Origin of the sequence: Klebsiella sp. K-Nf6 (assembly GCF_002806655.1) — a bacterium.
Lineage (GTDB): Bacteria > Pseudomonadota > Gammaproteobacteria > Enterobacterales > Enterobacteriaceae > Klebsiella > Klebsiella variicola.
The window spans coordinates 43,524-68,300 of sequence record NZ_PIBN01000012.1 but is presented as its reverse complement, the minus strand read 5'-3'; the positions used below and the strand labels follow the sequence as shown (position 1 = coordinate 68,300).

At 58.2% G+C, this 24,777-nt stretch carries 24 protein-coding genes and 1 pseudogene; 13 read left to right on the top strand and 12 right to left on the bottom strand.

Features of this window, described 5'->3' with window-relative positions; translation table 11 throughout:
* Nucleotides 1–39 precede the first annotated feature (39 nt).
* The 5 genes from CWM61_RS19150 to CWM61_RS19130 form a co-directional block, all read right to left on the bottom strand.
* Complete coding sequence (locus CWM61_RS19150; RefSeq protein WP_074386290.1) at nt 40–1,692, bottom strand: Na/Pi cotransporter family protein; 1,653 nt, start codon at nt 1,690–1,692, stop codon at nt 40–42.
* A gap of 14 nt (nt 1,693–1,706) precedes the next feature.
* On the bottom strand, nt 1,707–1,931 hold the full coding sequence (locus CWM61_RS19145) for a hypothetical protein (RefSeq protein ID WP_016160720.1): 225 nt from the start codon (nt 1,929–1,931) through the stop codon (nt 1,707–1,709).
* A gap of 75 nt (nt 1,932–2,006) precedes the next feature.
* Nucleotides 2,007–4,700: a magnesium-translocating P-type ATPase gene (gene mgtA / locus CWM61_RS19140; protein WP_074386246.1), complete on the bottom strand. Its 2,694-nt coding sequence runs from the start codon at nt 4,698–4,700 to the stop codon at nt 2,007–2,009.
* Between the two features lie 314 nt (nt 4,701–5,014).
* Nucleotides 5,015–5,221 (bottom strand): hypothetical protein, encoded by a 207-nt coding sequence (locus CWM61_RS19135; protein WP_224224395.1) that lies wholly within the window; start codon nt 5,219–5,221, stop codon nt 5,015–5,017.
* A 438-nt stretch (nt 5,222–5,659) separates the two neighbouring features.
* Entirely contained in the window at nt 5,660–6,565 is a 906-nt protein-coding gene (locus tag CWM61_RS19130) for a LysR family transcriptional regulator (RefSeq protein WP_023322401.1), read from the bottom strand.
* 167 nt (nt 6,566–6,732) lie between these two features.
* On the opposite strand from CWM61_RS19130, the gene CWM61_RS19125 reads away from it, so the two are divergent.
* Entirely contained in the window at nt 6,733–7,482 is a 750-nt protein-coding gene (locus CWM61_RS19125; protein WP_012542112.1) for an SDR family oxidoreductase, read from the top strand.
* Nucleotides 7,483–7,572: 90 nt separating this feature from the next.
* Here the strand turns inward: CWM61_RS19125 and CWM61_RS19120 are convergent, their stop codons facing one another.
* Nucleotides 7,573–8,166 (bottom strand): ester cyclase, encoded by a 594-nt coding sequence (locus tag CWM61_RS19120; RefSeq protein ID WP_074386289.1) that lies wholly within the window; start codon nt 8,164–8,166, stop codon nt 7,573–7,575.
* A 2-nt stretch (nt 8,167–8,168) separates the two neighbouring features.
* Entirely contained in the window at nt 8,169–9,278 is a 1,110-nt protein-coding gene (locus CWM61_RS19115; RefSeq protein WP_074386245.1) for an alkene reductase, read from the bottom strand.
* Between the two features lie 100 nt (nt 9,279–9,378).
* On the opposite strand from CWM61_RS19115, the gene CWM61_RS19110 reads away from it, so the two are divergent.
* The gene (locus CWM61_RS19110) at nt 9,379–10,314 is read left to right on the top strand and encodes a LysR family transcriptional regulator (protein WP_074386244.1); all 936 of its coding nucleotides are present in this window, start codon (nt 9,379–9,381) and stop codon (nt 10,312–10,314) included.
* Between the two features lie 13 nt (nt 10,315–10,327).
* Here the strand turns inward: CWM61_RS19110 and CWM61_RS19105 are convergent, their stop codons facing one another.
* Together CWM61_RS19105 and CWM61_RS19100 are read right to left on the bottom strand one after the other, a co-directional pair.
* Nucleotides 10,328–11,158 carry an oxidoreductase gene (locus tag CWM61_RS19105; protein ID WP_061156380.1) on the bottom strand — a complete coding sequence of 277 codons (831 nt, stop codon included), beginning with the start codon at nt 11,156–11,158 and terminating at the stop codon, nt 10,328–10,330.
* Nucleotides 11,159–11,260: 102 nt separating this feature from the next.
* Nucleotides 11,261–12,268 (bottom strand): AraC family transcriptional regulator, encoded by a 1,008-nt coding sequence (locus CWM61_RS19100; RefSeq protein ID WP_074386243.1) that lies wholly within the window; start codon nt 12,266–12,268, stop codon nt 11,261–11,263.
* A gap of 226 nt (nt 12,269–12,494) precedes the next feature.
* Here CWM61_RS19100 and CWM61_RS19095 point away from each other — a divergent pair, with 226 nt between their 5' ends.
* From CWM61_RS19095 to CWM61_RS19065, 7 genes are all read left to right on the top strand, one after another.
* Nucleotides 12,495–13,352, top strand: coding sequence for a MurR/RpiR family transcriptional regulator (locus CWM61_RS19095; RefSeq protein WP_074386242.1), 858 nt, complete (start codon nt 12,495–12,497; stop codon nt 13,350–13,352).
* A 128-nt stretch (nt 13,353–13,480) separates the two neighbouring features.
* Nucleotides 13,481–14,809 (top strand): aspartate aminotransferase family protein, encoded by a 1,329-nt coding sequence (locus tag CWM61_RS19090; RefSeq protein ID WP_022065498.1) that lies wholly within the window; start codon nt 13,481–13,483, stop codon nt 14,807–14,809.
* Nucleotides 14,806–15,360: a carboxymuconolactone decarboxylase family protein gene (locus CWM61_RS19085; protein WP_176713421.1), complete on the top strand. Its 555-nt coding sequence runs from the start codon at nt 14,806–14,808 to the stop codon at nt 15,358–15,360. The genes CWM61_RS19090 and CWM61_RS19085 overlap by 4 nt, the downstream gene beginning before the upstream one ends.
* 127 nt (nt 15,361–15,487) lie before the next feature.
* Entirely contained in the window at nt 15,488–16,240 is a 753-nt protein-coding gene (glnH, locus tag CWM61_RS19080; protein WP_008807644.1) for a glutamine ABC transporter substrate-binding protein GlnH, read from the top strand.
* Between the two features lie 51 nt (nt 16,241–16,291).
* Complete coding sequence (glnP, locus tag CWM61_RS19075; RefSeq protein WP_100631724.1) at nt 16,292–16,948, top strand: glutamine ABC transporter permease GlnP; 657 nt, start codon at nt 16,292–16,294, stop codon at nt 16,946–16,948.
* A 2-nt stretch (nt 16,949–16,950) separates the two neighbouring features.
* Nucleotides 16,951–17,673 carry a glutamine ABC transporter ATP-binding protein GlnQ gene (gene glnQ, locus CWM61_RS19070; protein ID WP_012542105.1) on the top strand — a complete coding sequence of 241 codons (723 nt, stop codon included), beginning with the start codon at nt 16,951–16,953 and terminating at the stop codon, nt 17,671–17,673.
* A 21-nt stretch (nt 17,674–17,694) separates the two neighbouring features.
* Nucleotides 17,695–18,711: a C45 family autoproteolytic acyltransferase/hydolase gene (locus CWM61_RS19065; protein ID WP_074386240.1), complete on the top strand. Its 1,017-nt coding sequence runs from the start codon at nt 17,695–17,697 to the stop codon at nt 18,709–18,711.
* On the opposite strand, the gene CWM61_RS19060 is transcribed toward CWM61_RS19065, so the two are convergent.
* The gene (locus CWM61_RS19060) at nt 18,708–19,898 is read right to left on the bottom strand and encodes an MFS transporter (RefSeq protein WP_100631723.1); all 1,191 of its coding nucleotides are present in this window, start codon (nt 19,896–19,898) and stop codon (nt 18,708–18,710) included. The genes CWM61_RS19065 and CWM61_RS19060 overlap by 4 nt on opposite strands.
* Before the next feature lie 174 nt (nt 19,899–20,072).
* Here CWM61_RS19060 and CWM61_RS19055 point away from each other — a divergent pair, with 174 nt between their 5' ends.
* Nucleotides 20,073–20,954, top strand: coding sequence for a LysR family transcriptional regulator (locus tag CWM61_RS19055; RefSeq protein WP_074386238.1), 882 nt, complete (start codon nt 20,073–20,075; stop codon nt 20,952–20,954).
* A 9-nt stretch (nt 20,955–20,963) separates the two neighbouring features.
* Here CWM61_RS19055 and CWM61_RS19050 read toward each other — a convergent pair whose 3' ends face one another.
* Nucleotides 20,964–22,016, bottom strand: coding sequence for an SDR family oxidoreductase (locus CWM61_RS19050; RefSeq protein ID WP_100631722.1), 1,053 nt, complete (start codon nt 22,014–22,016; stop codon nt 20,964–20,966).
* Nucleotides 22,017–22,113: 97 nt separating this feature from the next.
* Between CWM61_RS19050 and CWM61_RS19045 the strand changes: the two are divergent.
* Together CWM61_RS19045 and CWM61_RS19040 are read left to right on the top strand one after the other, a co-directional pair.
* Nucleotides 22,114–22,989, top strand: a pseudogene (locus tag CWM61_RS19045) (LysR family transcriptional regulator); the annotation flags it as partial.
* 116 nt (nt 22,990–23,105) lie between these two features.
* Nucleotides 23,106–23,417, top strand: a complete 312-nt coding sequence (locus CWM61_RS19040; RefSeq protein ID WP_029884489.1) for a hypothetical protein — start codon at nt 23,106–23,108, stop codon at nt 23,415–23,417.
* Nucleotides 23,418–23,538: 121 nt separating this feature from the next.
* Here CWM61_RS19040 and CWM61_RS19035 read toward each other — a convergent pair whose 3' ends face one another.
* Nucleotides 23,539–24,021, bottom strand: a complete 483-nt coding sequence (locus CWM61_RS19035; RefSeq protein ID WP_074386236.1) for a glutathione peroxidase — start codon at nt 24,019–24,021, stop codon at nt 23,539–23,541.
* 158 nt (nt 24,022–24,179) lie between these two features.
* Here CWM61_RS19035 and CWM61_RS19030 point away from each other — a divergent pair, with 158 nt between their 5' ends.
* Nucleotides 24,180–24,743, top strand: a complete 564-nt coding sequence (locus tag CWM61_RS19030; RefSeq protein WP_074386235.1) for a hypothetical protein — start codon at nt 24,180–24,182, stop codon at nt 24,741–24,743.
* Nucleotides 24,744–24,777: the final 34 nt, after the last annotated feature.

The window sequence follows — 24,777 nt, the reverse complement described above, 5'->3', positions numbered from 1 at the left end:
TGAAAAGGATCTCGTCCGCGCGCTGGCGGTTATTGTTTTTTAAACATCCGGCGGCGTTTCAATAAACCGCAGCGAGGTATCGCCCAGGCGGTCAATGACCGGGTAGGCGACGGCGGCGATATGGTGATGCACGCGGCGGTAGTCCCGTAGCACCCGCTGGAAAATGTCGCCGGATTCCGCCCAGGCATTCTTGTCCTCCCGCAGTTTTTTGAAGTGCTCGCGGCTGGCGGAGGCCTCCAGCTGGCGGATGGTTTCTTTGCGCTGCACCAGCTGGTGGGCAGCAGACAAGTCTTCACGCAGGAATGCCGCTATGCCTAAGTTCAGGCTGGTGAGGAGCTCCGCATGCAGCAGGCGAATATGGTGTAATTCAAAGTCGTTAAACTGCTCTCCCCGGCGTGCGCGGCGCGTGGCCAGCTGGGTCAGATTGCTGGAGAGAATGTCGCCCGCGTGCTCAACATTGATGATGAACATCAGGATCTCCTGGGCACGATCGGCATCTGCATCATTCAGCCCGTCCTGACCAATGTCGGCGAGGTAGGCGCGAACCGCCGCGCTCAGCAGATCGACCGACTGCTCCAGCTGGCGGATGTCATCGGCAGCCTGTTTTTCCTGGGTCACAAACAGCACCAGCAGTCGGTCCAGCATGATGGTTAGCATGTCGGCGGCGCGCAGCGATTCGCGAACCGAATTGGACAGGCCGATATAAGCCACTTCCAGACCCGCATCGTCGAGATACATTGGCATACCCGGGTCGCCTACGCGCTCTTCTTCCGGAAACAGTCGCTCCAGGAAGCGAGCCATTGGCATGTTCAGGCCGATAAACAGCAGCGCGAGCGCCACGCTAAAGGCGGTATGAAACCACACCACCAGCTGCGGCGTGTTCAGCCCGGATTTACGGGCGATCGCCATCAGCAACGGCAGAAGCAGTAATGCCAGCGCGCAGCCGGACAGGCGGACCATCAGGTTGCCAACCGGCAGGCGGCGGGCCACCGCGGACCCGGCGTTTAACACCGGCGGTAACGCGCCGCCGATGTTGGCGCCAAGCACCAGCACCAGGGCCGTAGCCGGGGTCAGCGTGCCGGTACCGGCGAGGGAGGCGATTAGCAAAATCATCGCCACGCTGGAGTGGCACAGGAGCGTCAGGAGCGCCGCCACCAGCAGGGCAATGAAAATATCGCCCTGTAGCCCCTGCATCACGGCATGAAACACCGGCGTGACCTCAATGTCCTGCAGCGTGCCGCCCAGTAAATGCAGCGCCAGCAGCATCAGGCCGAGGCCAATCAGGGCGCAGCCCACACTTTCAAAGCTGGAATGGTCGCGTAGCTTGAAAACCACAAACCCGGCCAGCAGAAGCAGCGGAATGGCGATTTCCATGTTAAAGCTCATCAGCTGGACCACCAGCGTGGAGCCGATGTTGGCGCCGAGCATCACCGCAAGCGCGGGGGCAAGGCTTAGCGTACCTGCGGCGGTAAATGACGTCGCCATCATACTGACCGCCGTGCTGCTTTGCAGAATGCCGGTAATGCCAATGCCGGAGAGCAGGGCGGTCCAGCGGTTAGTGAGGTGGCGTCCCATCCAGTTGCGCAGCGGCGTGCCGAAGCCGCGCTGCAGCGCCGTTGAAATCATATGGCTGCCCCAGAGCAGCAATGCGATGGCGCCAGCCAGGTTAATTAACAGAGTGGTTCCGGACATCATGAATTCCCCCTCTACAGGGCGGGTAGTGAAATAAAACGCAGTAACCTGATCGAAAAACGATGTATGGCGCTGGCGAGGTTCAGTAATGCTTTAGTGTGTTGATAGTTAATCTTCCCTCCGGCGTACCATGCCAGGGCACGGACGCGAAGGGTGCGGGTTATTTTCATTAAAAATAAGACAATCAACGCGATGGTCTTATTTTTAATCAGGAAAATGATGGAATGTTGCTTTTCCATAATGCTTCCAGCCTGTGTGGCCTGCCTGAAAGGTGCCGCCGAAGCGGCACGTGAATCACCGTCTTTAACGCAGAATTAGTGCCACTGCCTGAAGCGACGGATGTAGAACGTTTTCATGCCCTGGGCCACGCAGCAGTAGGCGAGCAGGGTGCCGACCAGCCACGGGAAGTACTGCCACGGCAGCGCCTGCAGCCCAACCAACGGCCCAAGCGGAGAGAACGGCACGTAAATTCCAATAGCCATAATCAGACCGGTCATCATCAGTACCGGCCAGGCGGCGGTGCTCTGAATGAACGGAATTTTCTGGGTACGCAGCATGTGCACCACCAGCGTCTGCGACAGCAGGCCTTCAACGAACCAGCCGGACTGGAACAGGGTCTGCATGTGTTCGCTGTTGGCGCTGAACACAAACCACATCAGCGCAAAGGTCGTCATGTCAAAAATGGACGAGGTCGGGCCAATCCAGACCATAAAGCGGCCGATGTTTCTTGCATCCCACTTGCGCGGTTTGCTCAGGAACTCTTTGTCCGTTTTGTCCCACGGCAGCGCGAGCTGGGAGATGTCGTACATCAGGTTTTGCAGCAGCAACTGGATCGCGAGCATCGGCAGGAACGGAATGAACGCGCTGGCCACCAGTACCGAGAACACGTTGCCGAAGTTGGAGCTGGCGGTCATGTTCAGGTATTTCATAATGTTGCCAAAGGTCTCGCGGCCTTTGATAACGCCTTCTTCCAGCACCATCAGGCTCTTTTCCAGCAAGATGATGTCGGCCGATTCCTTGGCGATATCGGTGCCACTGTCGACCGAGATACCCACGTCGGCATCGCGCAGAGCAGGGGCATCGTTAATGCCGTCACCGAGAAAGCCCACCGTATGACCGTTGGCCTGCAGCGCCTTCAGCACGCGTGATTTCTGCAGCGGCGTTAACTTGGCGAACACCGTGCGCTCTTCCACCAACTGCTGCAGGGCCGTGTCGCTCAACGACTCAATCTGCGGGCCGAGTACCGGTTCGCCTGGTTCCAGTCCCACCTGGCGGCAAATCCGCGTAGTGACAATCGCGTTATCGCCGGTCAGCACTTTGACTGCGACGCCAATATCCATCAGGGCAGCAATCGCCGGACCCGCGCTCTCCTTAGGTGGATCGAGGAAGGTGAGGAAGCCGCGGATAATCAGATCGTGCTCATCAGCGGTGCTGTACAGTCTTTTCGCTTCGGCTTTCGGAATGTCGCGCGTAGCGACCACCAGAACGCGGAAGCCGTCTTTGTTGTAGTCGTTCGCCATCGCCAGCATGGCGTCACGGCGCTGATCGTCGAGGGGGATAACCTTGCCATTCTCTTCCATGTGGGAGGCGATGCTCAGCATCTCCTCCACGGCGCCTTTGCACACCAGCAGATGATTGCTCTGGCTGTCTTTCACCACAATCGACAGGCGACGGCGCACGAAGTCGAACGGCATCTCATCGACTTTGCTGTACCCCTGAGGTTGCACAAAGCCCGACTCATTTTCAGAGAAGTAAATGACCGCCTGATCCATCAGGTTTTTGATGCCGCTTTGATAGTGGCTGTTGAGCCAGGCCAGCGCCAGCACGGACTGATTTTTCTGACCGTGCGTGTCGACGTGGTGCTCAAGGATGATTTTATCCTGCGTCAGGGTGCCGGTTTTGTCGGTGCACAGCACGTCCATCGCGCCCAGGTTCTGAATCGCGTTAAGGCGCTTAACCACGACTTTACGCTTCGCCATAGCCACCGCGCCCTTGGCGAGGTTGGCGCTGACGATCATTGGCAGCATTTCTGGCGTCAGACCTACGGCGACGGCCAGAGCAAACAGCAGGGCATCCCACCATTCGCCCTTCATCAGGCCGTTAATCAGGAACACCACCGGCACCATCACTAGCATAAAGCGGATCAACAGCCAGCTGACGCTGTTCACCCCGCGGTCAAACGCCGTTTGCGCCCGGGTGCCGACAATCGCTTTTGCCAGTGAGCCAAAGTAGGTCCTCGGCCCGGTCGCCACCACGACCGCCTGAGCGGTGCCGCTGACAACGTTGGTCCCCATGAAGCAGATGTTAGGCATATCCAACAGGTTCTCGTTGTCAACCGCCTTGTCGTGTGCGGATTTCTGCGCCACGTCGCCGAGGGTGTCGTACTTCTCAATCGGCAGCGCTTCGCCGGTCAGGACGGCCTGACTGATAAACAGGTCGCGTGATTCGATCAAACGGACGTCCGCCGGGATCATGTCGCCCGCATAGAGCTGCACGATATCGCCCACCACCAGCTCGCGCATCGGGATTTCACGTGGCTTTCCTTTTTGCCCGGCGTGTTCGCGACGAACGACCGTCGCGGTGGTGCGAACCATCGCTTTCAGCGCTTCGGCCGATTTGGCCGAGCGGTGTTCCTGCCAGAAGCGCACCAGTCCGCTGAGGGCAACCATGGTGCCGATGATTATCACCGTCGTCAGGTCGCCGTCTTCGCCATGGCTGGTGGGCAGCCAGTAGTCGGTGAAGAAGCTGATCCCGGCGAGAATGGCGAGCACATAAATAAACGGGTTGTTAAACGCCATCAGCAGCTGGATCAGCGCGTGAGTCGGCTTGTCATGAGTCACTTCGTTCAGGCCATCCCGCTCCAGCCGGGCATTTGCCTGGGCTTCCTGCAGCCCTTCCCGGGTGGTGTTGAGGTTGACCAGGGTTTCTGCGATACCGTTTTGGGCTTCCTGGGCGGCACGCATAGACAGCGTGCTTTTTTTATTTCGGTTCTTGATTTGTACAGTCATGGTGCTGCTCCTGTCGCCGGGCGGCAGCAGGCTTTTTACGGTAAGACCCGGATTAAGGGCGGCCGAAAATAGCCCGATGTCGCATCAGCGATCGGTTTTAATTAATTTCGCACAGGGCTTCCCGCTGTTTATTATTAAAATAAACAGGCGTGAAGTTTATATTTTGTTTTATTTGGACGTGATTATTCCTGCCGATGTACAAGTATGAATACATCAGTGAATAAACAGGTACCAGCAGTGACTTAACTCAGCGTGACGCACGAAAACGGGCTGCGGCATAGCGCGCAGACACGGCCTACGGCGTAACGGCTGAATCAGGCGACGAAGGGGCGACTTTGTGGGTCTTCGCCATCAGAGAAGCGGCAACGACGCTCCAGCTGGCCGGTGACAGGACTGACGCGCCAGTTAGTAATGCGTTGATTCAACTCACTGATTTTCGAGGAGAATATAGAGCTTTGCTGTTTTTTACGCGCAGACGACACCCGATCGCGGGGCGGCCGGACACGTAGCGTTGATGTCATGGTTTTGACACCAGGAAAAAGGGTAGATTTGAAGTTCATAACACACCTCGGGACCGTGAAAACTCTGGTCGAGGTGGGACAACACGAGAGCATCAAGCTCCGGCGAGACACACCAAAACGAAGAAGTGATCACAATCGATTTTATGTTTACTTGTCCGAATAACCGTTAAGGCAATATTCGGACCGCTACTAAATTCAGTATCCATTAGTCTCTTATGTCAGATTAGGAAAGGCCACAACTTAGGCCCATGAAATCTACCCATAGCCAATGTTATTGTCAACCCATTCATATCAATTTAAATCTTCGTTTATATTTTGTGTAGAAACATCAAATCGTCGATTTAATCAGCGGTGTTTTTCGGACGGTCGTAAAAAGGATAATAGCGGTCAGTGCGTTCATTTACGGACCCCCCTCGGCGCGGCGTCAGATAACGCGCTTTATCCCTGCACCGCAGCCGGAAAAACCGCCGCCAGCCATTCAATAAAGACGCGGAGCCGGGGCGGCACGTGCCGGTGCCGGGCGTAGACGACGTGAAAGGGATAGGGGGCCGGGCGCCAGGCGCTGAGGATCTCCACCAGCTTGCCGCTTGCCAGCGCGGGTTTTAGCGAATAGGTAAAGGTCTGCACAATGCCTAAGCCCGCCTCGCCGGCGGCAATATGCGCGTTGCTCTCATTGATGCCGAGATGGGGCTCTGTCTTGAGCTCGGTACTGACGCCGTGACGCGTAAAGCGAAACGGAAACGCTCTGCCGCTGGCCGGCGACAGATAGCTGATGAGCTGGTGGCCATGATGGAGTTCATCCGGCGAGGCGGGCGTGCCGCAGCGCTGAAGATAGCCAGGGGTGGCGCAGGTGACCAGCGTCGCCTCGCCGATTTTACGGGCGATCAGCGTCGAGTCATCCATCGGCCCGCCGCGGATGGCGCAGTCAATATTGCCGCTGATGAGGTCCGCGGGTTTATCGGCCACCTGTAAATCGATACGGATATCCGGCCAGGCGGTCATAAAGTCCGCCAGCAGCGGGATCAGCACATCGCACGCGGTCGACCCACCGATGGCGATCCGTAGATGGCCCTTCGGCTTATTGTGGGCGGTATTGAAGGAGGCGTCGATCTCTTCCAGGTCTTCCAGCAGGCAGCGAGCTTTTTCATAGTACTCCCGTCCTTCCGGCGTCACGGTAATACGCCGGGTGGTGCGCTGCAGGAGGGAAACCCCCAGATGCGCTTCCAGTTGCTTGATGGTTTTGCTGAGCGTGGCGTTGGGCATATCCAGCGAGTCCGCGGCGCGGGTAAAGCTGCCGGCTTCGACAACGCGGGTGAAGGCTTTGAGGGCTGAAAATCGGTCCATTATTCGCAGTATCCTGGTTAGCGGGCGTCCATTATCCACGGAGGGGAAAAGTGTTTTTCAGATTAGGCCATTTTTCCGCCTCTTTGAGGCGATTACAGTGCTTTCCATACCCGGCGGGGCGCTTTCGCGAGCCTGGCCTGTTTATACTCTAACCAAGGAAATGCACCATGAGCAAAAAACTTGCGGATAAAGTGGCGTTAGTGACCGGCGGCAGCACCGGGATTGGCCTGGCGTCGGCGAAAGCGCTGGCGGAGCAGGGCGCAAAGGTGTATATCACCGGCCGCCGACAGGAGGAGCTGGATGCGGCGGTAAGATTCATCGGGCCCGCCGCCCGAGGGATCCGCGCCGACGCCGCCGTGTTAAGCGACCTTGACGCGGTATTTGCGACCATTGCCGACGAGTCCGGCCGGCTGGATGTGCTGTTCGCCAATGCTGGCGGCGGGGATATGCTGCCGCTCAGCGCCATCACCGAAGCGCACGTCGAGCGGATATTCGCCACCAACGTGCGCGGGGTGGTGTTCACGGTCCAGAAAGCGCTGCCGCTGCTCACCGACGGCGCCTCGGTGATTTTGACCGGCTCTACGGCGGCAGTCAAAGGGACGGCGAACTTCAGCATCTATAGCGCCAGTAAAGCGGCGGTACGCAGCCTGGCGCGCTCCTGGGCGCTGGAGGTGAACGATCGCGGGATCCGCATCAATGTCGTCAGCCCGGGGCCGGTGCGTACCCCGGGTCTGGGAGGACTGGTTGCGGAGGCGGACCGCCAGGGCTTGTTCGACGCCCTGGCCGCCAGCGTACCGCTCGGGCGGCTGGGCGAGCCGGAGGAGATTGGCAGGACGGTGGTATTTTTAGCGTCTGACGAGTCGAGCTTTATTAACGCCGCAGAGATCTATGTCGACGGCGGAATGGCGCAAATCTAAGCACAGTCTGTCGCCAGGAGAGCTACCCCGGCGGATACCGGGGCGGCTCGTGGTTATGGCGATCGCTTACTCACCGTCCGGGTGGGCAGCTTATTGCGCGCCCAGCTGTTTCATCAGCGTCAGGTTATCTTCAATATGCCAGTTGGCGGCAATTTTACCGCCGCTGATCTGATAGATATCGGTGGCAATAAAATCGATATTTTGTCCCTTACCCTTCCGGGTGCCGAAGGTCCCGGTAAAGTGGCCATGAAAATGTAAGTGTGAGACCACCCGGTCACCGGCCACAATCATTTGTTCGACATCACAGCGTAAATCCGGCACCGCCTGACGAAATGCTCTGGAGGCGAGGATCGCGCCTTCCGGCCCTTGTCGGCGCCCTTCCGGGGGCGTTTTATCGATAAAATTCCCCGCCAGCGCCGCCCGGGCCAGCGCTTCATCACCGGTATTCCAGAACGTGGCGTATTGTCTGGCGACATATTCATTGGCGGCGCGTGTGGCAGGGGGAAGGCCGCTGTCAACGATGAGCTGGGCTGGCTTCAGCAAACCCTGCGGGGCTGAAAACGCGGAGCCGGATATCCCGGCAAGCAGCAGCGCTGTGGCGCAGCGCCGCAGCGTGATGCCGTGTCTGGCCTGCGCGCAGACAACAGCGACACCAAGGCTGGCAGGTAACATTTTGCGGGTCATTTTCACTCTTTATGCTCCGTATAGAAGGGATAGTCGGTATAGCCCACCTCTGTCCCGCCAAACAGCGTGGCGGGATCGCTGACGGTCGCCAGCGGCCAGCGGTGCTGAAGCCGCTGCGGCAGGTCAGGATTAGCAATAAACGGGCGGCCGAAAGCCACCAGGTCGGCGAAACCGGCGGTGAGGATACGTTCCGCCTTTTGCTGATCGTAATTGCCGGCCACGATCAGGGTGCCGCTGAAGGTCGCGCGCAGCGTGTCACGAAAGTGCTGGGGAACGGCTGGCGCATCGTCCCAGTCCGCCTCCGCCAGGTGGATAAAGGCGATACCCTGCTGTTCGCACCAGGCCGCCAGGGCAAGGATGGCGTCGATCACTTGCGGGTCGTTCATCCCGCGCTGGGTAATGTAGGGGGAAAGGCGGATGCCCGTCCGCTCGCGGCCAATAACGTCGCCGATGGCGGTCAGCACCTCCTGGGCAAAACGGATCCGGTTGCTCAGGCTACCGCCGTACTCATCAGTACGCTGGTTGGCGGTACGCCGCAGGAACTGGTCGATCAGATAGCCATTGCCGCCGTGCACTTCCACGCCGTCAAACCCCGCCGCTATCGCATTGCGCGCCGCCTGACGGTAATCGGCGACAATACGCTGGATATCCGACCGGGAGAGCGCCCGCGGTGGAGGGCAGTCCACCATCTGGCCCCGGCCTTGCTCATCCACCACCCATACCTGGGCGTCCGGCGCCAGCGCCGACGGGGCCACGGGTTGCCCATCCGCATGAAAACGAGCGTGCGACATCCGCCCCACGTGCCAGAGCTGAGAAAAAATAACGCCGCCAGCCTGGTGAACGGCCCCGGTCGTCAACTGCCAGCCGGCAATCTGCTCAGCGGAATGCAGGCCAGGCGTCCAGGAGTATCCCTGTCCCTCAGGAGAGATTTGCGTCGCCTCCGTGACGGTCAATCCGGCGCTGGCGCGCTGGCGGTAATATTCTGCCATCAGCGCGGAGGGGATATTTCCGGGCTGCAGGGCGCGCGCCCGGGTCATGGGAGCCATGACGATGCGGTTTTTCAATGGCAGCGTGCCGATGCGGTAACGATCGAAAAGTGAGAGGCTGTTCATACGGGTGTCCCTTGCGAGTGGAATGAAAATCACTTTACAGTCGGGATCTGATTTTGATAATTAGGCTAAAAACAGATTCACTTTTCAGGAAATACGAAAAATGGGCAAGCTGGAAGATATGGCGCTGCTGGTGGCTGTCGCCGAGGCGGGGGGACTCTCCGCCGCCGGCAGACGGTTATCGCTCTCACCGGCCACCATGACGGCCCGCCTGAAGGCGATGGAAGAGCGTTACCAGACCCGCCTGTTCCATCGTTCCACGCGCGCTATCACCCTGACCAGGGCGGGGGAAGATTTTTATCATGCCGCGCGGCGCGTACTGGAGGAGGCCCGCCACGCCGAATCGTTGCTGACGCAAAAGGAAGGCGTGCTGAGCGGCAATATTCGTCTTTCCGCCCCCTCCGACTTTGGCCGACAGTATCTTAGCCCGGCCATCGTCGACTTTTCCCGCCGTCACCCCGAGGTCACGTTTTCCGTGTTCTTAGGGGAGCGCGTGGAGGATCTGGTCGCCAACCGGCTGGATATGAGTATTCGCGTCGGTAACCTGCCAGACAGTAGTTTGGCGATCCGCCATATCCGCCCCAACCACCGGGTGCTGGTGGCTTCGGAGGCTTATCTTGCCACTCACGGAACGCCTGCCGCCCTCGACGAGTTGCACCATCACCGCTGCCTGGCGCTGGAGCGGCACGGTGTGGTGATGAATGAATGGCGCTTTGAGGAGGCGGGAAAGGAGCGCGTCGTGCGGGTGACACCGGCGATGGTCTGCGACGATGGGGCACTGCTGCGGCAGTGGGCGCTCAGCGGGGCGGGGATCGCCGGTAAATCATGGTGGGATGTGAAGAGGGATGTCGAGGAGGGACGGCTTCAGGTGCTGTTTGCCGAGCGCTTCACCGGATTCAGCCCCTTAGACCGTAAGGAGGTCGGGCTGCAGTTTGTCTTTCCCCAGCGAAAGCTGCAGCCGCCGCAGGTATCGGCGTTTATGGCGTTTTTTATCGACTGGCTGGGAGAGTCATCCCCCTCCAGCGCGAGGCGAAAGTGAGCAGAACATGACCTCAGCGCATCTGGCTGAGGATAATACGATCGAAAAGACGGTCGCCCAGCCAGACACGCATCCGGATAAGCAATTTGGCATACTTACCGACGGCATAACGGGGGCGTGGATTTGAGGCATTCACCGCGACCAGGACCACCTCGGCGATCGTCTGCGGGTCGCTGCCGGTGCCATGGCCGTACGTTTTTTGGATCGACAGGGCGACCCCTTTTACCAACTGACCATACGGTCCTGTGGCCGAACGTTTGACAATACTTTCACTGGCCGCATCGCCGAAGCCGGTTTCAATCACTCCAGGTTCGATGATAACCACCTTGATGCCGAAGTCGGCAACTTCCAGCCGCAGGCAGTCTGACCATCCCTCAAGTGCATGTTTGGTGGCGTGGTACCATGCGCCGAGGACGCTATACATCTTGCCACCCATGGAAGAGATATTGACAATATATCCGCGACGGCGGGCGCGCATCGCGGGAAGCAGTAGTTGCGTGAGATGCGCCGCGCCGAAGAGATTGACCTCAAACTGGTAGCGAGCCTCATCGATACCGATCTCTTCGACCGGGCCATACAGGCCAAAACCGGCATTATTGACCAGTACATCGACCCCTCCGGTCTGAGACAGAATGGTGTTCACGACCGCCAGCCGATCGTCCTGCCGTGAGAGATCCATCTGCAGGCATTGGGCCCCTAGCGAAGCCAGATCGTCCATTTTCCCGAGTTGCCGGGCAGCAACGTAAACCTGGTAACCCTCCTGGATAAGACGACGGGCAATGGCTTTCCCCATCCCTGACGATGCGCCGGTGACCAGCGCGGTTTTATTTTCCTGAATAAACATAAGCACCTCGGCAAGTAGACTGCGCCGAGTGTGCCTGCTGTCAGGCGCGGTGTCGCTGGCACGGTGCGCCACAATACTGGCAAAGCGCGCCATGACGCGCGCTTAGTTGAGGCGCATCATGTCTCTGAGGGTTTCTGGCGTCTGGCCGGTCCACGCCATAAAAGCCCGGTAGAAGGAATTCGGATCTTCAAAACCGAGCAGAAAGGCGATCTCATAACCGGAAAGCGTGGTATTGAGAAGATAGTGGCGAGCCAGCGCTTCGCGACAAGCGTGAACAAGGGCGCGATAATTCTCTCCCTCCTGCTCCAGCCTGCGCTGCAGGGTGCGTTTACTCATTCCCAGACGTTGCGCCGTATTGTCGATAGAGGCGTCGTTGCCCGGCAGAAGCTCCAGCAGAACTGCATGAACACGTTCAGCCGTTGAGGCCTGATCGCTAAGCTGGCTGAGACGACGCTGCAGCTCCGGCTCAAAGACCTGCCACATACCCTCGTTCACCGTCAAAAAGGGCCGCAGGGCATCAGCGGCGGCAAAGCTGATGGTCGCCCGCTTTCCACGCTGTATGGTCGTGCCGAAGAAGGCTGAAAAGTGGTGGGTCTGCTGGCGGGTGAGGGGCTGTGAGAGCGTCACTTTCACGGCCTGAACCGGTTCGCGGGTGGCCAGTCGGTTCAGGCGAAGTAAAAATGCCAGTTCCGCCACTTCCAGAGAGGCAGGGATTTCTGTTGCTCCCAGCCAGCGCGGAGACACTGTCAGCGTGCCGTTCTGCACGACCGTCGTCTCCAGCACCATGGGGGCAATAAGCAGTTTATACTTGGCCAGCCGCTGGACCGCCTGCATCATGTGGGTACTACACAAGGCGGCGAACAGCGGGGGATCAAACACTTCCGCAGAGACCCTTTCTACAAAAGGCAAAGGAAAGGCCTGGTCGTCGCTTTCTTTTTCTAGCACGCGCCAGAAACGCAGATACTCATCGGTAGTCAGACCGCGATTGATGTCTGAAAAGGTGTCGTCCGGCAAATTGGCCTGGCGGAGGAGATGTTCAGGCTCCATCCCTGCGTCTTTGAGCAGCGCTCGCCAACGGAGATTGAGAGAAAAAGTGCGGTTGCGTGCCATGGTGAGATTTCCAGCAGTGAACAGGGCTTTGATGTGCAACGCCCCCTGATAAGAGCATACCTTTTCCCACCGGCCAGTGACATTCCTCTTGCGCCATATTTGAAGTAAAGCACGCCAGCAACGAGAAGGGGGGACGGATGTGACCCGCGAGGTCGTTAGCCACCTATAGAGTCTTGATCTCAAATATGATTAGATAGCTTTCACTTAAAACCAGTAAGTAGCTGCCATGAATCTCAGGGAAAAAATCATTAATGAATTCGGCGGGTTGTCACCCGAGCTGCAACGCGCCGCCGAGTTCTCACTGCAAAATGCCAGCCAACTGGTGGTGTTATCGATGCGTGCCTTCGCGGCGGAAGCTGGGGTAAAACCGGCGACGCTGCTGCGTCTGGCGCAGCGGCTGGGCTACCGCGGCTGGAGCGAGCTGAAAAGCGATTTCATTGACGACCTGGGGCTGCGCAATGATACATACGTATCAAAAGCGGAAAAAATGATGGCCCGCGGGACGCAAACGCAGCTGTATAAAGAGGTTTTTCAGGCGCATCAGGCGAATCTGACCTTTACGCAAAACGAAAATGCGCAGGAGATGGAGCAGGCGGTGACCTTGCTCGATAGCGCGGAGAATGTCTATATCTGCGGATTCCGCGCCAGCTTTCCGATCGCGTGGTCGCTGTTTTATGTCTATCGACTGTTCAACCGGCAGGTATCGTTAATCGACGGCCTGGCCAGCAATATCGAAGTTTTCACCCGCGAACTGACCAGCCGGGATTGCGTCTTACTCACCAGCTTTGCGCCCTATTCACGCGAATCACTGGATGTTTTACAGGCAGCCCGGCAGGCAGGGGCGAAGATCCTCGCCATCACCGACTCGCCGGTTTCCCCTTTAGCGCAGGCGGCAGACTGCACGCTGCTGTTTTCCATCGACAGTCCATCATTTTTCCCTTCCGTGGTCTCCGGCATGGGGCTGGCAGAGTGTTTACTGGCGATGCTGGTGGTGCGCCACGGCCGTGAGGCGGTGAGTAAAATTGAAAGTGCCGAACGCTATCTTATCGATTCTGGCGCCTATGTGATCCCCGGTAAATCCTGATAAATGATTCAAATGTATCTGGTATAAGAATAACGGATGCATTCATATCTTTATTTCGTTGACGTGATCCAAATGGATCCTGCAAGATACGCTCAATTAATGTAGCGGATTCAGGAGCAGAACCCAGTATGAGTCATGTCATTCACCGCAGCCTGCGTAGCACGCCGATCGTGGCCTCCCGTGCCCAGGGGGCCTATATCTTTGATGCCCAGGGAAAACCGTATCTTGATGCCTGCGGCGGGGCGGCGGTTTCCTGCCTCGGACACGCACACCCTGATGTGCTGGCGGCGATGCACCGCCAGATCGATCAGCTGGCCTATGCGCATACCAGTTTCTTTACCAGTGATGTTGTAGAGCAGCTGGCCGACCATCTCACCCGCACGGCACCCGGCGAGCTTAACTATGCCTACTTTGTCTCGGGCGGATCCGAGGCAATAGAGACGGCGCTGAAGATGGCGCGGCAGTACTTTGTGGAGATCGGCCAGCCATCGCGCACCCGATTTATCGCCCGTAAACAGAGCTATCACGGCAATACGTTGGGCGCGCTGGCGGTGGGTGGTAACGAATGGCGCCGTCGCCAGTTTGCCCCCTTATTAATGGATGTTATCCGCGTCTCAGCCTGCAATGAGTACCGCGATCGCCGGGCTGACGAGACCCAGCAACAGTATACCGAACGTCTGCTTAATGAGCTGGAGCAAGCCATCCTTGAGGCCGGCCCGGAAACGATTATCGGTTTCTGTGCGGAAACCGTAGTGGGGGCGACGACGGGGGCCACGCCGCCGACGCCGGGCTATCTGAAGGGGGTGCGCCGCCTGTGCGATAAATACGGCATCCTGTATATCGCCGATGAGGTCATGTGCGGTATGGGGCGGACCGGGACGCTGCACGCGTTTGAGCAAGACGACGTGGTGCCTGATTTAGTGACCATCGCCAAGGGACTCGGCGGGGGTTATCAGCCGATCGGGGCGGTACTGGCGAGTGAGACCATTGTTTCCGCGCTGAAGGCGGGCAGCGGGTTGTTCCAGCATGGTCACACTTACATTTGTCATGCTACTGCCGCGTCGGCAGCTCTGGCGGTGCAGCAGGTGATTGCGCGCGATAATTTACTGGCTGCCGTCAAACAGCAGGGTGCCTATCTGCAACAGGCCCTGCGCGAGGTGCTGGGTGAGTTACCGCATGTCGGCGATACGCGCGGACGCGGCCTGTTTGCCGGCGTCGAGCTGGTGCGCGATAAAGACAACAAAACCCCGTTCGACCCTGCCCTGAAGCTGCATGCTGCGATCAAAGCAAATTGTATGGCGCGTGGGTTGATGGTCTATCCCATGGGCGGCACGATCGATGGTCAGTATGGCGATCACATCCTGATCGCGCCGCCGTTTATCATCACCCCGGCGCAGATCGACTTTGTGGTCGATACGCTGAACAGCGTGATCCGCGAAGAGACGGGGAAATTATGATCAATCGTTTACCGCCCCTGGCGGAACAGGAATGGGACGAGCAGCAACGTCAGTTAGCGGAAGAGATCATCAATGGGCCGCGCGGCGCCTTACTGCCGCCTTTTGAGCCGCTGCTGCGTAGTCCCGAGCTGATGGCGCATGCCCAGCGTATGGGGGAGTATTTACGTTATCGCAGCGCGCTGGGTCAGCGTCTTTCTGAACTGGCGATTTTGCTGACCGCACGGCACTGGTCACAGCCGGTAGAGTGGGCGATCCATGCGCCTATAGCACGTGAGAAGGGCATCTCTGCCGCGGCGGTGCAGGCGATTAAGCAACAGCGTCTGCCAGACGATCTCCGGCCCGATGAGCAGGTGATCTATGACTTCTGTCAGCAACTGCATCAACAGCAAAAGGTGAGTGATAGCACCTGGCAACAAGCCGTTGATTTATGGGGTGAGAAGGGCGTGGTGGATCTGATTGGGATAAACGGTTATTACAGTTTTCTCTCCATGGTGATGAACAGCGCCCAGACGCCCGTACCGGATACCACCGACTCTCTATTTTCTGAATAAGTTAGCCTTTTCATTCGGGCGCATAATAATGCGCCCTGCATATCAAGTGTTGTTATTGGTTCTTCCGGCGATATATATCGCAGGCTGATATTCGTTGCATGCCATTTCATTGACGCTGAGGGTAATTATGACTGGACTATTTAATAAATTAAAACTGACGCTGGCTTTGGTTATTTGTTCTGCCAGTTTTGTGACAGCAGCCCAGGACAAAATAACGGTGGGCGTGGATACCGCTTTTGTCCCTTTTGAATTTAAACAAGGTGATAAATATGTCGGCTTTGATATCGATTTGTGGGACGCTATCGCAAAGAAAATGCATATCAGCTACGAATTAAGGCCGATGGATTTCGGCGGCCTCATCCCCGGACTGCAGTCGCGTAATCTGGACGTGGCGATGGCCGGCATAACCATTACCGATGCGCGTAAACAGGTCGTGGATTTCAGTGATGGGTATTATAATGCCGACCTGTTAATAGCCGTGAAAAGTACTGATAATTCCATTGCCAAATTCAGTGATTTGACCGGGAAAAAAGTTGGCCTTAAGCAGGGGACGGCGGCGGCCAGCTTTATGAAAAGCAAATATAAAGCGAATTATATCGAGTTCCCGAACATCGATAACGCCTACCTTGATCTGCAGGCCGGCAATCTCGATGCCGTCGTTCACGATTCGCCGAATGTCCTTTACTACGTGAAGACGGCGGGTAATGGCAAGGTCAAATCCACCGGTGAGACGGACAGCATTCTGCCACAGCAATATGGCTTTGCGATGCAGAAAAACAGCAGCCTGACGCCAAAAGTGAACCAGGCTCTGCAGGCGCTGCGTGCCGATGGTACCTACGACAAGATTTACGTTAAATGGTTTGCTAAGCAGCCGAAATAACCCTGCCAGGTCGGAGCGATCCGGCCTCATTTCTTCTTGACGGGTAGAATGATGAATTTTGACAGTCGCTATATTTGGGATGCTTTACCGCTGCTGATGCAGGGCTTGCAGCTGACGCTGATTATATCTTTGTCCGGTTTGTTAGGTGGGTTAGTCATTGGCTTGCTGGCGGGTACCTGCCGCGCATTAGGGGGTAAAATATCAAAAACGGTATCGCTGGTGTTTGTGGAATTAATTCGTGGAACGCCGATCATGGTGCAGGTGATGTTTATCTACTTCGCCCTGCCGATGGTGTTGCCGGTGCGTATTGACCCGGTTCCTGCCGCAATTATTACCATTGTGATTAACTCCGGCGCTTATATAGCCGAGATCACCCGGGGCGCGATTCTGTCGATCAATAAAGGTTTTAAAGAAGCCAGCCTGGCGATGGGGTTATCGCCACGCAGCACCCTATTACATGTCATTATGCCGCTGGCTTTTCGGCGAATGATCCCGGCGTTAGGCAATCAATGGATTATCAGTATAAAAGATACATCGCTATTTATTGTGATTGGCGTGGCAGAATTAACCCGCCAGGGACAAGAGATTATTGCCGGTAACTTTCGGGCGCTGGAGGTGTGGACGGCGGTGGCGATGATTTATCTGTTTTTGACATTGTGCCTGAGCTTCCTGCTGAAACAACTTGAGAAAAGGATCCATATTTTATGAGCATGGTTGAATTTAGCGCGGTGGCGAAAAACTTCGGCGCCACTCAGGTGCTGCACGATATCAATTTAAAGATTGAAGCGGGCGAGGTGGTGGTGATCATTGGCCCCTCCGGCTCGGGCAAATCGACCCTGTTACGCTGCATTAACAAACTGGAGGAGATCTCCTCGGGAACGCTGCTGGTGGCGGGCATGCATATTACGGATCCGCACGCGAATGAGTGTGATATTCGCCGCGAAGCCGGTATGGTGTTTCAACAGTTTCATTTGTTCCCGCATCTGACCGCCCTTGAGAATGTCATGTTCGGTCCGGTTCGCGTGCGTAAGCAGAGTAAGGCCGCGGCGCGGGAGCAGGCGCTGGCGTTGCTGGACCGCGTGGGTCTGCGTGAACGCGCCAACCACTATCCGGCAGAGCTCTCTGGGGGGCAGCAGCAACGCGTGGCGATAGCTCGTGCCCTGGCGGTAAAACCCAAAATGATGTTATTTGATGAACCAACATCCGCCCTCGATCCCGAACTGCGGCATGAGGTGTTAAAGGTCATGCGCTCGCTGGCCGAAGAGGGCATGACGATGGTGATTGTGACCCATGAGATTGGCTTTGCCAGAGAGGTGGCTTCCCGGTTGATCTTTATTGATGGCGGCACCATTGCCGAAGATGGTTCACCTGAGGTGCTGCTCACTGCCAGCAGCAATCCGCGTCTGCAAGAGTTTTTGCAACACGTATCCTGAACATAAGTGAATGATGACAATATGAAAACAATCGCAATCCGTGGTTCCGCCTATGCGGTCGGTCAGCAGCTTGGCGCGTTTGGCCGTGAGGCCTGGCATACTAAAATCAGGCAAACGGCGCTTTGGCAAACCGTCACCGCCATGAAAACGGCGGAACAAACCCAGCGCATGCGCGCAGCCGTGCTGGCTCAGTTCCCGCTGATCTGGCAGGAACTGGAGGGTATGGCGGAGGGGCTGCAGGCGCCGGTGGATGAGGTGTTTGCCTGGAACTGTCGCGGCGATCTGGTGCGTTCGACGTCGGATGGCTGCACTACCCTGGCGGGGATAAGCGCTGAGGGCGAGTTAATTATTGCGCATAATGAAGATGGCTTCCCGCAGCTGCGCGGTGACTGCGCCATCGTCCACGTGACACCGGATGTGGGCCTCGCCTTCACCAGCTTCGCCTACCCCGGCTCCCTGTGCGGGCACACCTTCGCGGTGAATGAGAAGGGGATAGTCAATACGGTCAACAATATTCGTGCCGTGCATCGTCCGGAGGGGATGCCGCGCCAGATACTGGCCCGCGCATCGCTGAATGCCACCACGTTAGATGACGCCATTACCCTGCTGACCGCGACACCGCGCGCGGGCGCGTTTCACCACACGCTGGGTCAAATGGGCGATAGCCGTCTGTTTAGCGTTGAAGCTACCGGCTCCGGCAGCTCAGTGCGTCAGCTGACCGCCACCTTTGGGCATGCCAACCATCTGATCCATCCCCAGCTTGAGACCATTGAACAGATCGTGACCGGGAGCTCCGGCTCACGCCAGCAGCGCCTGGACGCGTGGCTGGCGACGAACCCGTCGCTGGATGGGGTAACAGCGAAAGCGATGCTCTCCGACCAGCATGATCCGCTGTTACCGATTTACCGGCTGTCTGCGGAAGATCCGGATGACGAAAATACGCTGGCGACGGCCATTTTTACCCTGAGCACGACCCAGGTCGCGTGGCAGGTCTTCACCCTGGATCGTGAAAACGCGGTTTTACAGGGCAGCCTTTAGCGGTCTGAGGGCGCTTTCAGCAGGGCGATCAGCAGCGTACTGCACGCCATGATCCCCGCCGCCAGCCACGCCATGCCTGACAAGCCCGCGGTGGCGATCAGCTGGCCGCCGACAAGCGCCCCGGTGCCGATGGCGGCATTAAAAATAGCCACGTAAATGGCTGACGCCGGCTGGGCGACCGCGCCTGCGCTGCGCAGCAGCCAGGTCTGTAAGCCGACGAACACAATCGCGATACCGGCGCCCCACAGGGCTAACAGCAGCCCGCTAAAACAGAAAGGCAGGGGCGCAAGTCGTCCGGTGCCGAGGATCGCCAGCGCGCCCCCGCTCAGCAGCAGTGAAGCAAAAATAAGCCCCTTCAGATGACGATCGATAAGCTTACCGGCGATAACGTTACCCACCAGCCCGGAAACCCCTGATAACAGCAGCAGGCCGGAGAGGGCGGTCGCGGGTACTCCCTGCAGTGTTATCAGCAGCGGTTCAACATAGGTGAAGGCGGCAAAGTGAGCGGTAATGATGCAGGCTGTGGCGCCATACAGACCCCACAGCAGCGGATTACGGAAGATATCGCGATAAACACCCAGCCTGACCGGGGTGGGCGCGGCCAGCGCGGGCAGCGTCGAGCATAGCACTGCCGCTGCTGCCAGTGATAACAAGGCCACCGCCAAAAACGCGTGTCGCCAGCCCATGTGGATGGCGATAAAGCTCGCCAGCGGTACCCCCACCACGCTGGCCGCTGACACACCGCCAAAAACGATCGCCGTAGCCAGCCCCAGCCGGTGCGGCGGGACCAGCTGCGCGGCGACGATGCCAATTAAGGCCCAGAAGGCGCCATGCGCCAGGGCGCCAATCATGCGAGCGCTCATCAGGGCGAACATGGAATAAGACCGGGTCGCGGCGAGGCAGGAAAGCGCCAGGGTCAGCATGAGCCCGACCAGCAGCGCCTTGCGTGAAATACGCGCCGGCATCGCGCCGGAAAGGAGGGCCGCCAGGGCGCCCACCCAGCCGTAGGCGGTGACGGCAAGGCCCATGCTGGATTCCGTCTGGTGAAAATCCGCCGCCAGGGCGCTGAGCATGCCCACCGGCGCCAGTTCGCTGGTGACGATCGAAAAGGCGCAGATCCCGAGCGCAATGACGGCTATCCAGACGCGCGTCGGGGTTGGGTTAAGGGGTAAAGCAATCTCTTTCATGTCAGGCGTATCCTAAGAGGGGGAGGCCGCGCATGGTGCACGGACGTTCAGGTGAGGAGAGAACCGGCGATCGGATGGCCAGTTTGTCTCCGCGAGTGGCGTGCAGTATCATCCCTGCGAAAATGATAAAAAAGAGCAGAAAACGGAGATCCGTTTTCCATAAATGGAAAAGAGATGACGGCAGAGTTTAACTGGGACGATGCGCGCATATTCCTCGCCATCGCCCGGGCGGGAACGCTAAGCGGCGCCGCCGACAAGATGAACATGGGGATTGCCACGGTGTCCCGCAGGCTGGATAGGCTGGAACAGTCGCTGAAAGTCCCGCTTTTTAGCCGCCATCAGAGCGGCTATCGCCTGACCGACGATGGCGAAGCCCTGCTCGCGCGGGCGGAGGCGCTGGAATACGCAGGCCTGGCGTTCGGCGAGGCGGCGCAACTGCAGGGGCATGTCGCCGGGGTTGTCCGCCTGGCCACCTCGGATAACCTGGCCACGCATTTTATTTTGCCGTCCCTGAAAGGGCTCCTGGACCACTATCCTGACCTGCGGGTGGAGGTGCTGAGCGGTGTGCAGCCGGTGAACCTGCACCGTCGGGATGCCGATCTGGCGATCCGCATGGTTAAGCCTGACGCCGGGCATTTGACCTTAAAGCGGCTGGGGACGGTGGGGTTTGGCGTCTATGGCGCCGCCGGCTACCTGGCCGGTGCGGACGGCCAGTCGCTGAGCGAGGCGGACTTTGTAGGGTGGCCGGAGACTCACCAGCACCTGCCGGCCGCCCAATGGATCACGCGCACCCTGCGAGGGCGACCGTGTAAAGTCGAAGCCAATACGCTCGTGGCCCAGGTTTCCGCGGTATCAGCGGGACTTGGACTGGGCGTCCTGCCGCACTTTATGGCGCGGGCCAACGGGCTGCAGTGCCTGCAGCCGGAGATCGGTGCGGATCAGACACTTTGGCTGGTGATGCATTCCGACCTGGCCGGGTCCAGACGCGTGCGGGTTATCGCCGACCATCTCATCACCCTCTTTGCGGACCATCAAGATCGGCTGGCGTTGCCCTGACGCTGACGCTCAGGGGATCACCCGCGCCGTTCTCAGCTGCGAAAACAGGCTGAAAAACATCTCGTCTGTGGCCTGCATCCGCTGGAAGCCAGCCCGGCGCAGTTTACTGCCATCGCCAAACATGTCGTACTGCCAGCCGAACACGAAATCGGCAAACTGACCGTCGCTCAGGCGCAGAATGTCCGTTTCCACCAACCGCTCTGCGGCCAGCTCGCGCCAGACGGCACGGTAGTCACTGAATAACTGATGAAATGAGAGCCGGACCGGCGGGGCGCATTCCAGTTCAAACCACTGCGCGATGCGCGGCCACAGCTCGCACCAGCGCCAGATATCACCATTATTGACGTTGAAGGCCTCGTTCTCCCCCGCCGGTGAGGTGGCGGCCCACAGCGTGGCCTCCGCCAGCAGGTCGGCGTCAGTATGATCGACAATGCTGTGCCAGGTGGTTAACGTGCCGGGAAAGCGCAGCGGTAAACCCAGGGCTTTGCACAGTGACGCGTACAGCGCGATGCTTAACGCAAGATTCATGGCGTTACCCGGCACCGGGCTGCCCACCACGCCGGGCCTGATAGCGCTCCAGTGCCAGGTTTTGCCTTGTTGAAAGTGGCGGAGCCACGCAAGTTGAGCGGCGTTAAATTCAGCCCCGGGTACGCCGGGGTCGCTTTCCCGCGCCGGGGTTTTAAAGGGGCCAAGATGGGCGCCATACACTTTATACCCCTGCATCAGGCTGACCGCCTGCAGCGGGGCGTTTTGTTCGACGTGGCTGACCAGATGACGCAGCATGGTAACGTTCGGTTCCACCATTTCGCTCCAGTTTCCGGCATTCATCCAGGCACTGTAAAAAATGTGGGTCACGGTGGACAGCGGCTGGAGCGCTTGCGCACTGTGCCGGGCATCGCGTAAATCGACGTGAATCATCGGGATCGCCTCCGGTTGCGACAGGGCGCGGTGGCTGAGGCCGATAACCTCCCATCCACGATGTAACAGGGTGTTGACCAGCTGGCGACCAACGATGCCGCTGCTGCCAGCGACCAGTGCGACCTGAGAGGATGTCTTGTTCATGGTGTTTCTCCTGGGAAGGTGACCGACACAGTGTGCTAGATTATTTTTTTGCCACCTATCCCATGAAACGGATGACACTTATCAGCAGAATCATGAAATGAATAATAAGCTCACCGCCATCGCCACCTTTCTGCGCGTTGCCGAAGCCGGCTCATTTTCCGCAGCCGCCCGGCAGCTCGGGATGAAGCAATCTGCCGTCAGTCAGCAAATCGCCGCGCTCGAACAGGAGCTTGGCGTGGTATTACTCCATCGTACGACGCGGGCCATGATGCTCACTGAACAGGGTGAACATTACCGGCGTGATATGCAGCGGGTGCTGAACGCCATGCAGGAGGCGGAAAGGCGGCTCAACCCGGCGGAGCCTCAGTTTCAGGGGCGGGTGCATGTCCAGTTGCCAAGCGGTCTTGGCAGTCTTCTGCTGCCGCATCTGCTGGCGCTGCAAAAACAGTATCCTGAACTGCACCTGATGCTGTCGCTCGACGATCGGATCGCCGATCTGGTTACCGAAGGGGTGGATGTGGCGCTGCGTCTCGGCCATGAGCCGCCGCCATCCCATGCTGCGCGGGTTCTGGCGCGGATTGAAACGGCGCTCTTTGCGGCACCAGGTCATTACGCCGTCCAGTCCGTGGACGACCTGGCGGAGTATCCACACGTTCGGTTTAGCGGCATCCCGCTTGATGCTCCGCTGCGGATAATTTCCGCAGACGAGACGAGAGACGTGCAGGTTAAGACCGTTTTTCGGGCCAACACCAGCGATGCGCTGTTGCAGGCGCTGGAATCCGGTATCGGCATCGGAGGGATGCAGCGACCGCTGGCGGCCAGGGCCCTCAGGGCTGGAAGGCTGGTGCCGATCCTGGCTGACTGGCGATTACCGGACCGCTTCCTGTATGCCGTCTATCCCGATGCGCGTTTTATTCCGCCACGGGTCAGAAGCGTGATCGCTTTGATTGAGGCGCGACTGCCGGAGATAACCGCGGGGGCAGAGGGCGAGGTGCCACCGGATTCAGAGCCGTGCGCGGTATCTCGACGCTCCCCTACAGGTGGTTTCTGATGTTAAGGTGAGACGTTTATTACCACAGGAGAATGCAAATGATTGTCAGGACCTGGCACGGCTGTGTGCCATTGCAACATGCCGAGGGGTTTGCCCGCCACCTTGAGCTGACCGGCGTGGAACACGCCCGGGGTATCCCCGGCAACAGAGGCGCGCTGGTGCGCCAGGAAAACCAGGGCGAATGGGCGCATTTCTTTCTCGCCACCTACTGGCAGGATCTTGCGGCGGTCAAAGCCTTCGCAGGCGAAGACTATCACGTCGCGGTCACCTATCCGGACGACGACGCATTCGAACTCCTCTCCGACCCCTACGTGTTTCAGCATGAAGTTGAGGCCGTGTCGCCGCTGTAGGCTGATGACCGGGCAGGAGGAAGATTGGCCAGCAACAGACGGTTGCTGGCTGCGTGCGATCGACTTCTACCTTGCATGGGCAGCCAGTCACCGGTGGGTGAACGTGGCAAGACGGGAACACTCAGCGCGTGAGGGCCGCGACAATGGCGTCCTCCATTTTCTCCGGCGTCGTGAACGGCGCAAAACGCGTGAGGGGTGTGCCGTCGCGAGCGATGAGGAACTTGGTGAAATTCCACTTGATCCGTCCGCCGAGCACGCCGGGCAACGCGTGTTTCAGATAACGAAACAGCGGGTGTGCGGCGGGGCCGTTGACGTCCACTTTCGCAAACATCGGGAAGCTCACGCCGTAGTTAACGTGACAGGTCTGCTCAATTTCATCCGCGCCGCCGGGTTCCTGCTTACCAAACTGGTTGCAGGGGAAACCAAGCACTACCAGCCCCTGAGCCGCGTACTTTTTGTAGAGCGCTTCCAGGCCAGCGTATTGCGGTGTGAAGCCACAATGGCTGGCCGTATTCACCACCAGAACCACCTTGCCAGCATAGTCAGACATGGAGAGGGGCTGGCCGCGCAGGCGGGTAGCCGTCAATTGGTAAAAAGGGGGCATAGCAGGCTCCTGAGAGTAGAAACAGTTCAACGCTGACGATCGCGCGAATGTTTGAAGCAGATTAGGCAGTTATGATACACAGGGTTAGGGATTTGTACCTGGAGTGTTAAAAAAACGCCAGATGTCATAGAGAAAATCGCGAACAGGAACGGCTGAAAATGATGAAATATGTCTTATCGCTGGTGGTGGTGGCAATGCTCGCAGGATGTACCAGCACGCCAAACTTACCGCCTACGGATACTATTGTGGCGGTGAAACCCTCAGCGTCCGGTATTGTCGCCAGCTCAGCGAAATACAGTTACCGCTTTGTCCGTGACGGTGTGCCTCAGGAATATCAGCGTTATCAGACCTTTTATGAACGCTTTCACCAACAGGCTTCCGGCGTGCGGGTTAACTTTGTCGTGGAACAACATGAGGTGACGGCGGAATATCTGGTGGTGATGGATCAGCGCAAACTGGATGCCGGGCAGCATAGCGAGCTGGTGAATCAGTATCATGCGGTGCAGATTGATAACGATCGCCTCGGGGTGTTGTTTAAAGCGACAGGATTTTGGACTGCATCGGATGCGTCAGATCTGGCCGCCGCCTACCAGCTAGCGCACCCCGTTGTGGTATCAATCAATGATAAGACCAAAACGATTAGCTCGCTTGGCGCCGTCGCCCTGGCTCCGTTGTTTCCGTTTTACATGATGTATGGATGTGCCATCGGGCCTTGTGTCTGAGGAAAACAGCCAGCAAGTCACTCGACTCACTGGC

Bases quoted from the DNA above. Each gene is read 5' to 3' on its own strand.
- CWM61_RS19100 (WP_074386243.1), bottom strand. From the start codon at position 12,268: ATGGCACGCAACCGCACTTTTTCTCTCAATCTCCGTTGGCGAGCGCTG.
- glnP (WP_100631724.1), top strand. From the start codon at position 16,292: ATGAATTTTGACAGTCGCTATATTTGGGATGCTTTACCGCTGCTGATG.
- CWM61_RS19150 (WP_074386290.1), bottom strand. From the start codon at position 1,692: ATGTCCGGAACCACTCTGTTAATTAACCTGGCTGGCGCCATCGCATTG.
- CWM61_RS19060 (WP_100631723.1), bottom strand. From the start codon at position 19,898: ATGAAAGAGATTGCTTTACCCCTTAACCCAACCCCGACGCGCGTCTGG.
- CWM61_RS19135 (WP_224224395.1), bottom strand. From the start codon at position 5,221: ATGACATCAACGCTACGTGTCCGGCCGCCCCGCGATCGGGTGTCGTCT.
- CWM61_RS19105 (WP_061156380.1), bottom strand. From the start codon at position 11,158: ATGTTTATTCAGGAAAATAAAACCGCGCTGGTCACCGGCGCATCGTCA.
- CWM61_RS19095 (WP_074386242.1), top strand. From the start codon at position 12,495: ATGAATCTCAGGGAAAAAATCATTAATGAATTCGGCGGGTTGTCACCC.
- CWM61_RS19065 (WP_074386240.1), top strand. From the start codon at position 17,695: ATGAAAACAATCGCAATCCGTGGTTCCGCCTATGCGGTCGGTCAGCAG.
- CWM61_RS19030 (WP_074386235.1), top strand. From the start codon at position 24,180: ATGATGAAATATGTCTTATCGCTGGTGGTGGTGGCAATGCTCGCAGGA.
- CWM61_RS19085 (WP_176713421.1), top strand. From the start codon at position 14,806: ATGATCAATCGTTTACCGCCCCTGGCGGAACAGGAATGGGACGAGCAG.
- CWM61_RS19090 (WP_022065498.1), top strand. From the start codon at position 13,481: ATGAGTCATGTCATTCACCGCAGCCTGCGTAGCACGCCGATCGTGGCC.
- CWM61_RS19055 (WP_074386238.1), top strand. From the start codon at position 20,073: ATGACGGCAGAGTTTAACTGGGACGATGCGCGCATATTCCTCGCCATC.
- CWM61_RS19115 (WP_074386245.1), bottom strand. From the start codon at position 9,278: ATGAACAGCCTCTCACTTTTCGATCGTTACCGCATCGGCACGCTGCCA.
- mgtA (WP_074386246.1), bottom strand. From the start codon at position 4,700: ATGACTGTACAAATCAAGAACCGAAATAAAAAAAGCACGCTGTCTATG.
- CWM61_RS19120 (WP_074386289.1), bottom strand. From the start codon at position 8,166: ATGACCCGCAAAATGTTACCTGCCAGCCTTGGTGTCGCTGTTGTCTGC.
- CWM61_RS19050 (WP_100631722.1), bottom strand. From the start codon at position 22,016: ATGAACAAGACATCCTCTCAGGTCGCACTGGTCGCTGGCAGCAGCGGC.
- CWM61_RS19040 (WP_029884489.1), top strand. From the start codon at position 23,106: ATGATTGTCAGGACCTGGCACGGCTGTGTGCCATTGCAACATGCCGAG.
- CWM61_RS19130 (WP_023322401.1), bottom strand. From the start codon at position 6,565: ATGGACCGATTTTCAGCCCTCAAAGCCTTCACCCGCGTTGTCGAAGCC.
- glnH (WP_008807644.1), top strand. From the start codon at position 15,488: ATGACTGGACTATTTAATAAATTAAAACTGACGCTGGCTTTGGTTATT.
- CWM61_RS19110 (WP_074386244.1), top strand. From the start codon at position 9,379: ATGGGCAAGCTGGAAGATATGGCGCTGCTGGTGGCTGTCGCCGAGGCG.
- CWM61_RS19145 (WP_016160720.1), bottom strand. From the start codon at position 1,931: ATGGAAAAGCAACATTCCATCATTTTCCTGATTAAAAATAAGACCATC.
- CWM61_RS19125 (WP_012542112.1), top strand. From the start codon at position 6,733: ATGAGCAAAAAACTTGCGGATAAAGTGGCGTTAGTGACCGGCGGCAGC.
- glnQ (WP_012542105.1), top strand. From the start codon at position 16,951: ATGGTTGAATTTAGCGCGGTGGCGAAAAACTTCGGCGCCACTCAGGTG.
- CWM61_RS19035 (WP_074386236.1), bottom strand. From the start codon at position 24,021: ATGCCCCCTTTTTACCAATTGACGGCTACCCGCCTGCGCGGCCAGCCC.